Annotated in this window: 8 protein-coding genes; 2 read left to right on the top strand and 6 right to left on the bottom strand. The window is 39.9% G+C overall.

From position 1 onward, the window contains the following. Nucleotides 1-729: 729 nt before the first annotated feature. The 4 genes from V7728_RS20215 to V7728_RS20200 all read right to left on the bottom strand — a co-directional run bounded on the left by V7728_RS20215 (nt 730) and on the right by V7728_RS20200 (nt 4039). The gene (locus tag V7728_RS20215) at nt 730-843 is read right to left on the bottom strand and encodes a hypothetical protein (RefSeq protein ID WP_003156806.1); all 114 of its coding nucleotides are present in this window, start codon (nt 841-843) and stop codon (nt 730-732) included. Continuing rightward, nucleotides 833-1954, bottom strand: a complete 1122-nt coding sequence (locus V7728_RS20210) for a response regulator aspartate phosphatase (protein WP_335371382.1) — start codon at nt 1952-1954, stop codon at nt 833-835. Before V7728_RS20210 ends, V7728_RS20215 begins: the two co-directional genes overlap by 11 nt. Nucleotides 1955-2702: 748 nt before the next feature. Beyond that, nucleotides 2703-3101 carry a PBECR3 domain-containing polyvalent protein gene (locus tag V7728_RS20205; protein ID WP_335371381.1) on the bottom strand — a complete coding sequence of 133 codons (399 nt, stop codon included), beginning with the start codon at nt 3099-3101 and terminating at the stop codon, nt 2703-2705. Between the two features lie 20 nt (nt 3102-3121). Next, entirely contained in the window at nt 3122-4039 is a 918-nt protein-coding gene (locus V7728_RS20200; RefSeq protein ID WP_335371380.1) for a hypothetical protein, read from the bottom strand. Between the two features lie 374 nt (nt 4040-4413). Here V7728_RS20200 and V7728_RS20195 point away from each other — a divergent pair, with 374 nt between their 5' ends. Further along, nucleotides 4414-4893, top strand: a complete 480-nt coding sequence (locus V7728_RS20195) for a DUF3967 domain-containing protein (protein WP_060387308.1) — start codon at nt 4414-4416, stop codon at nt 4891-4893. Nucleotides 4894-4905: 12 nt separating this feature from the next. Here V7728_RS20195 and mobV read toward each other — a convergent pair whose 3' ends face one another. Further along, nucleotides 4906-6357, bottom strand: a complete 1452-nt coding sequence (gene mobV, locus V7728_RS20190) for a MobV family relaxase (protein ID WP_335371379.1) — start codon at nt 6355-6357, stop codon at nt 4906-4908. 653 nt (nt 6358-7010) lie between these two features. Between mobV and V7728_RS20185 the strand changes: the two genes are divergently transcribed. Further along, the gene (locus V7728_RS20185; RefSeq protein WP_335371378.1) at nt 7011-7448 is read left to right on the top strand and encodes a hypothetical protein; all 438 of its coding nucleotides are present in this window, start codon (nt 7011-7013) and stop codon (nt 7446-7448) included. Between the two features lie 30 nt (nt 7449-7478). On the opposite strand, the gene V7728_RS20180 is transcribed toward V7728_RS20185, so the two are convergent. Continuing rightward, nucleotides 7479-8498 (bottom strand): protein rep (locus V7728_RS20180; RefSeq protein WP_335371377.1); only part of this gene is annotated, 1020 nt, incomplete at its 5' end.

Below are 8498 nucleotides of genomic sequence, written 5' to 3'. Positions count from 1 at the left end.
GAACAAAGAAACTCCTTCTGATGCTAGTCCTCTAGCAATCTATTATTTTGGTTTGGTCACCTTAAATAATAGCAGAAGGAGTTTTTACCTGTCAAAAAGGCGTAAAAGCCTTGACACATAAGGCATTAATAAGGTTTTTCAAAATGATGTTGTTGCTATATAGTATCAAGATAAGAAAAGACCCGATTTCGACTCCGTCAAAATCGTAAAAAAGGCCGGCAGAATTGCCGGTCTTTTTTTAAAACCCAAAACCTAAGATCAAAACCATTCTTCCCCCATAGGGGGAGATTTTTTTTCAAAAAATCGGCCCTGCAGCCGCGCATTATTTTAGATATTCAATATCTTTAAAAAACCGCACGTCTCCACATGACCAACACATGAACCTCCACACAGTCAGCACATGGCCTTTTCTATCAACACGCTGTCAACACATCCAACCATGGTCAAATGCGTAGCATTATTTATTTCGCCGGTGCGAAAAAACGAGCACCTTTCGACAAGGTGCGTAAGTGGGCACTCCGCTACTCGCTACTTAAAAAAGGTGAACAGCTAATCTGCATACCTAAAGGCGTCCTCAGAATGCTCAGATTCGTTTCTACGGGCTTTAAATAAAAAACGGCCCCTTTTATAAAGGGAACCCAATAAAACGCCTTAAAAGGCTTTAAAACGATTTTCGCAATAAAAAAAGCAGACTCTAAGAGTCCGCCCCATTTAGGCCTTAAATTTTCCTTATGTTGCATTTCGAGAAGCAACTGAAATTTCCCCATGAGAAACAGAATAACCTGCACCGCCGGCTAACAGACCCAAAATGAGGACAGCAGCAAAAAGACTTTTAAATTTCATAATGAGAATCACTCCTCTGAATTTGTCTTTGAGCGCACACCATTTCATTGTAAAAGTATATAGAATCTTCCATGCGCCTCTTCTTAGTATAGAATTCTGCAGCCACTAAAGCTAGCTCTTCAAAGTATGGATAGCCTTTTTCGGTCTTTAGTCCGTACAATGCATTTTTTACATTTTGTCTGTTAGCAGTATTAATAAATAATGCTTTTAGTACATTCAACAATTTCATGTAAAATTCATTTTCGAACGCTTCAGCTTCCTTTACTGCCTTTTTAAAAAAGTCCATCCCCTCGATCATTTCACCATTCTGAAAGTGAATAAGGGACAAATCGTAATAAGCCTGAATGATTTCTTTAGCCCCCGCCTTTTTTGCAAGCTTAATGGCTTGGTGATACAAAGGAATAGCCATTGGACTTTGCAAACGGTTATAGCTATTGCCCATATTTAAATATGCAAATGTCTGCATCAATTCATTGCCAACTTCTTCAGCCATTTCTAAAGCTATTTGTAAATGAACCAAGGCTTTTTTATGGTTATTCAAATCATCGTAGTTTCCTGCAATAACAAAAAGACATTTGATCATATTTACTTTGTATGTAGGGTGCTTCTTATACTTATCATAAGACATTTTCACATAATACATAGAAACATGAGTCTGTTTCATGTGATAAAAAACCTCGGCCATCTTAAAATAAAATTCCGCTTTTTCTATTTCATCAGTGACTCTGGCAATCTTAGCTTCTGCCTTTTGATAATGATTAATGGCCGTTACATAATCCCCGTTTCTAAATTCGTACATTCCTCTAAACAAATGATCATAGTATTTCAGCAGCTTCGTTAACTTCTGTCCGGCCCCTTCAGATTTTCTTAAATACTCCCAAGTTTCCAACTTTTTAGAAGAATCTGACGGGAAAAGATAGTCCATCATCAAATCATGTCTAAAACTGATCAGCTGATAATACAGTAATAAATCTTGGTCCTCTTCCATTTCCTCGATCATTTTTTCTACTTCTGCTTTGCACTTTTCAGCGTTTTTTGCATCAAATCTGTTTATATACTCATGCCAATCATTAATTTTAACCCCCACAGTAGCAGACGAAATGGCACTCATAAAACTCGTCCCCCTCCAGTTTAACCCTTTTTATGAAAATGGTAGCATAAGAGAAGGATTGATAACTTTGTTGCGGAAAATTTTCGACATGCCGCAACGATAAATTTCCGGAGTAGGAATCTCATTACTACACAACAAATACTTGAAATAAAAAAAGGAATCACATTTGGATTCCGCTTAACACTTACGATTACTACCCCCCTGTTAGCATAGGAGGGGTATTCGGTTGGATTCGATCCGGTCGCTATCGCTGCCGCTCGGCGACTGCCGTCGCCTTACGCTCCCTTCTCTCACCAACTATTTTTCCCGATCTTTTTTCTCCTTCAAGAGTAACTTAGTCCCAATTCACTAGTCAAGTTCTTGGGCTTTGCCCAAACCCACCAACGGATGGCCGTTGGATGCCAATACTCAATCCCCCCAACCCCCCGAATCTTCGGGGGACTCCCTCGCCGGTTGGCGTCAAACAAACGGGTTTGTTTGAGTGCTGAAAGGGTTCGGGTGGCGCTGAGTGAGTCAACTCCTTAATCCTCCCTACGGTCCGGTTACCGTTGACTCACGCCAGAAACACTCGTTTAAACAAAACCACCCTTGAAACATAAAATTTTCACATGTATAATAAAAATAGAAAGTTGAATAAACTAATAAGAAGGATTTCTGAGGATGGAACAGGCAGCCATCACCCTATGTTGGAGATGCGGGAGTGCCACCCCGCCTAAATCCTTGCGAAAAGATAATGAGACCATAACACTCACTCTGTTGTGGTCTTTTGTTTTGGAGCTACATATTTTTTCAGCATTCCCTTATTAGTATAGTTTTTCACTTTTAAATCACTCATCACAAATAACGAACGCGCAAAAAATACTCCTTTCTTTGTTGCTCGGACTGCAACTAAAACACGTTTTTCATTATCTTCGTCAAAAAAAACCTTAATATATTGAATAGATCCATTGTTCGGATGAAGAGAAACATAATCCGGAGAAGAAATTATTTCTTTCAAGTAACAACCATATTTGTTAAAATCCTCAGGATGCTCTTTAATCATATGATCAATATTAGATTTCCCAATAAAAATTGGAGTTGGACTAATAACCAAATTCAACTGATTAATCACAGTATCATTAATAACCCCTATTTGTTCAAAATTCATAATTGCTCCCCCATCCAATTTTACTCATTTCTATCTTCACTATCTTCATCTACCTGACTTTGATTATCCATTTCTTCTATTTGAATCAAATCCCGCTTTTCACCATAAATAAGTTTTGGTCGATCTTCCAACTGCCAATCTTCAATAATCACTAAGTCTCTTATCAAACCCAATAAATCATTTAATCCAGACTTAGAAAAAATTTTAGGATAATGTGGCAATGCAAGACCAATTATTCTTGATTCATTAAGATAAAAAGGACTATCAAATACAGATGGTTCTTCAATCTGTAATTCATTCACACTCAAATGATCCGATTTTCTCAACGGATAAACATGTCCAATTAAAACACCGTTTTTTCGTTTAGTAATAACCAAAAGATATTGATTGTTTTTATCTCCATCAACAGTTTTTTCTGTTGAAACAGACCATTGAAAAAGATGATGGACCTTAATAATTTCCCCATAGATAAAGTCAAGTTCCCTTATTCGTTTTAATAAACCATTAAGCAAGTCCTGATCATCTTTAATGTACTTCTTCGAAGCCTTTTGTATAAGAATAGTGTCACTGAAAGGCAAAAGATAGGTAGTATGTGATCTATGACCTTTCTGTGTTCGATAAACCAAATCCTTATCAACCAAGACTTTTATCCAATTATCAATAGTCCGAGTCTGACAATCGAAATAATCAGCGATTTTCTGAATACCGTGCCAGCTATGTCCATTCTCATTATTAGCAGCAAAACAAAAATAGAGATACAATTTTAAAGGTCCAGATTCCAAGTCTTTTAAATATGTATCACGAAAAGCATTATCTAAAGCTATAAAAGAAGACTTAGTTGTTTGATTAACCGCTCTCCAACTTTTATAGTAATGCTTCAAAGCAGCATCATTAATATCAGAATCCGATGAAGGTAACGAAAGCCTAAAACTACTCATTAAAACATCTCCTTATGTATGATAGATTCATCATAAACGAAAAAAAACACATACTCAAACGCGCTCAAACGCAGATTTCCCATCATTACAATGCGCTTTTTTTCGTTGTTTACTTGCTTTTTCTTTCGTTCAAACTATACGAATACTATACGGATAACAATACGGAATAACATAGACGAGTAAACACGAAAACCAATCCCGAAATGTTTTTCGGACGAAAGTAGTTTTTTATTTTTTTTGAAACATAAAAAAACGCAACAATTCATCTGTTGCGCTACCTGAATTCCTAAGTACCTAAAAGCTCAATTAAATGGTACAACACTTGAAGGGCTTGGACCTCGCCATAGCGAATCTTTTCTAAGAGGTGATTCGTGATGGATATGGGAGTCAAATTATCGTCCAAGGACGTCGCAAAACACCTGGGTATAGAGCCGGTGACTGTCCGCAAGTATGCCAGTATGCTTGAAGAACAAGGCTACTCATTCAATAAAGATTCGAAAGGATGGCGACTCTATACCGAGGATGACGTAAAGACTTTAGAGTATCTATGTACAATGACTAAAATCAATGGACACTCACTCGACGAAACGGTAAAGCATATAGCAAGCCTGTATCGTTCAAAACTGACCATATCGGATACCGCTACATCGCTACAGGACAATCCTTTGGTTGAATTCATGAAGCGACAGGAAGAATTCAACCGCCACATGGCAGAACGGATGGAACAATTCGAAAAAAGACAGCAAGAAAGGCACGAGACACTCACTGCCGCATTACGGGAGTCGCTCGAGACACAAAAAATGATCGCAGCCACTAAACAAAAAAAGTGGTGGCAATTTTGGAAGAACAGCTAATACCACCAACAGTCACCGCTCTAATTCATGGTCCTTGTATTTATTCGCTTCTCTAGGCATTCCAGCCGTACGAAAAAACGATGCCGCTAATTTCCGCACCCTTGGCAACTTTTCTTTAGCCCACTGCACCATTTTATCTTTCCACTGTTCCAGTACGGCTACCCGCTCTCTTAACGTCTTATTTTCCTTGTTCAGCACCTGAAACTCCTTATTCTGCTCTTGGGCGAAGTTCAGCAGCTCACCATACCTGCCTCTTTCCGCTTTAAGGCTTTTTTTCGTTTCGGCGTGCTTTTTGACCTCATTGTCTTTTTGTTCGCTCAGAGACAGCGTAAGCCGCTTCAAATCCTTATTCTCCGTTCTCAGCTCGCTGTTTTCTGTTTTCAGAGCAGACAGCTCTTCTTTCACTTCCTGACGGAGTTCTTCCCGCTGCTCTTCCGTAAATTCTTTAGTCAGCTTCCGCCGCATCCCCCTTTTTGCTTTTTCGACCTCCTCATTCATAGCCGTCTGCAGATCCGAGAGCATCTTATCTTTCGAATCTGCCCGTTCCCTTTCTTCGACGGCTATGGACTTCCACCGTTCCTTCTCTTCCGTTTCCACTTCAAGTTGCCGAGACAGTTGCGCCGCCATTTTCCCTTGATCTTCCGCATAAGCATACAAATTTTCAAGTCCATGCTGCGGCACAGTCACCTTGTCTTTTTTGAAAAGACCGGCTTTTTCATACTCAACGGTCGGGAGCCGCTGCTCTTGCATTTTGGTCGTCAGCGCTTCTTTTTTGGCGGAAACCACTGATTCAACCGCTCGGTTCTGCTGTTCCAGCTCGGCTTTCCGTTTTTCCTTCAAAGTGATCTCAGCATTCAGCCGCTCAAGCTCCGCTTTCCGCTGATTGATTTTGTACTGGTGAACATTTTCATGCTTCTTTTCGCTTGGTTCTCCCCGCTCCAAGTCAAAACCGCTCTTCACCATATGCCGGTGAAAATCATCCTGAATGGCTTTCATCTTCAGCTTGCCGTTAAAGAAATCTTTAGCAGAAAGCCGGCCATCCTCGGTGATCGGCACAATCCCGACATGCATATGCGGGGTCGCTTCATCCATATGTACCGTGGCATACAACATGTTTTCCGCACTGTATTTCTCTTTCAGATGATCAGCCGCCGCTTCAAAGTAGCGCCGCTGCTCCGTCTCGCTCAATCCGTTCATGTAGTCAGGACTGGCTGTAATCAAAAACTCGCTCACCAGAACGGCATCGTCCCGCACTTTCCGTTTGACCCTGCCCTCGATTTTTTCACGAACCGCCTGTGCGTAGCTGATCGGTTGCCCGTTGATAAGGTCATAATTGAGATGCGACCGGCCACGATCAATGTTTTCATTTTTGCTTTTTTGAAACTCCCGCTGATTGTGTTTTTGCGTCCCATTCAGTCTATCTTTCTTGTATTTTTCCATCCTGATAACCGCATAATTCGCCACACGAATTCCCCCAATATATACCACTCTATTAGGGTTATGGTAACACAAAATTTCAGTTTTGGTGTAACGCACTACACCAAATTGTTCCTACGGATTCAATTTGGACGTGCGACCTGCGGTGCCAGTGGCTCTCTCATTCTCGCTATCGCATCGAAAGTTCGTGCCACTTGTCGGCTGTCCGCCGACCCGATTTTTCCGCCGATGAGAGATCGGCAGAAAATCGGAAAAACCCTTCCCGCTCCCACATCATTTAAAATATGAACATTTTGTTCTGTGTGTCAAATTTTCAAAATCAATAATAAAAAGCAGGCTCTAATGTCCTGCTTTCTTTGTGACTATGTAACTTTTCGGTATCTATATCTGTTTCTTTTTTTTCTCTTGGTTCTTTTTAAAAGAATTGTACAACAATAAAACTAAAATAAAGGCTATCACTAATGATAAAGCTACGGGTACAGAGTACGTTTCTCTTAGATAATCCATCAAAAAACCGATTATTATACAGCTAATTACTACGATAATAAATTTCAGACTATTCAAATTAAGTAGAACCTCCTGACATTTAAGAAAATTTTAAGGGTAGAATGGTAGATTTTTCAAACCCACACCTATACAATTACTTATTATAATTTAACAAGAAAGGAATGTTATAAATTTTGAAGAGAAAATTGACAAAAGTTTTATTGTGCTTAACAACTGCAGTATTTCTCATTGTTCCTGCAAACGTGCATGCTTCTGAAATGAAAGCCCAACAAATCCCCGGCGATTATCTGAATTCTTGTAAGATTATTGCTACAAAAAAATATGATAATGTTACATACAATAATTACGAACGATTAGTAATTCAAAGTATCATTGACGGGGCAGTAGGAGGAATAGCATTTTGGTTCACAAAAAGCGCACTAAAAGCAGCCATTGCAGGTTCAGTAAGGGGTGCTCTGGGAAAAGTACCTAAACAAAAAAATGTATGGGTAACAGTTCAACACAGACAATGCAAAGATTCTCTAGGACTCCATAAACAATTGATAATTAAATCATATAGCGATAAGGCTCGAAAAAATCAGATAAGCACTCAATACAAATGGGCAAACTAAAGTAAGAAAGCAGGCTCAAAGCCTGCTTTTCTATTGAATTATGTAATTCTTGATACCAGGATGCCAGTAAGCCATAACTTCAAATGTTGCATTCGCCACCTCATCATCTTCTTCCTCGATCTTGACGAGATCACCGTCCTCAGCATCACCAAGGTTAAGCTCCTTATGAATTTCCTTCAAAATGCCGCCGTAGCCAATAAGCCGGCGAGCAGAAAGCGCATCATCTAAATAAAACACCGTGTTCAGATTACCTTCCGTCACCTTGCTGCCGCGCACAACATCAGTATCTTTCACTGGATACTTAGAAATCTCCAAAACAGCTTTTTGCTCGATCATGGCTTCCCGCACATCACTCTCGATTTGCTCAGCATCAATTTTAGCTCTTCCCTTGACCCTCCGAATATCAACGATCGGAGTGTAATCCAACTTCATTGCCCTTTTCCAAAGACTCGTCCATTCCGCTTGCTTGATGTAATTTTTACCGAAATAATTTCTCTTCACAGGTAACAACACATGGAAATGGGGATGATATGTATCTTCTTCATGATTTTTCGTAATCTCTAAAGCTCTGAAAAATCCAAGCACAGAAGTCTTTACTTTTTTGTACTGGAAAAGCTTCCGAAAACCTTCCATCATCTCGGAAATTTGTGGCTTCAGACGTTCTCCCTTAACATTTCGAACCGTCAACGTCAAAAAAATCCATCCGCAGCCATACTGTCGATTCGCTTCCTCAACGATCAGCTTGTTATGATAAGCAATTTTTAACGACCTGCGCCACGCACACATCGGGCATAACCTCACTTTACAAAAATGGGCTTGATACAGTTTCAATCTGCCCGTTTCCGGGTCTCTTTTAAACGACAGATGCTCTGCACATTCAGATAAACGCTCACCCTTTTTGCCATAGTAAGGCGCTCCGATTCTTTTCTCCAATGCCTCGTAATGCTCCGCCATAAGATTGGCCCGTCTCTTTTTTCCTCTCCAATCCCGCTTTTTACCTGTTGCGGTTTTGTCTTCGAGGATGCTATAATCATTTTCAGATGAATACAT

This window comes from Bacillus sp. JHAA (assembly GCF_036961585.1).
Classification (GTDB): domain Bacteria; phylum Bacillota; class Bacilli; order Bacillales; family Bacillaceae; genus Bacillus; species Bacillus velezensis.
The sequence above is the reverse complement of the archived record's forward strand: the minus strand, read 5'-3'. Positions and strand labels throughout refer to the sequence as shown.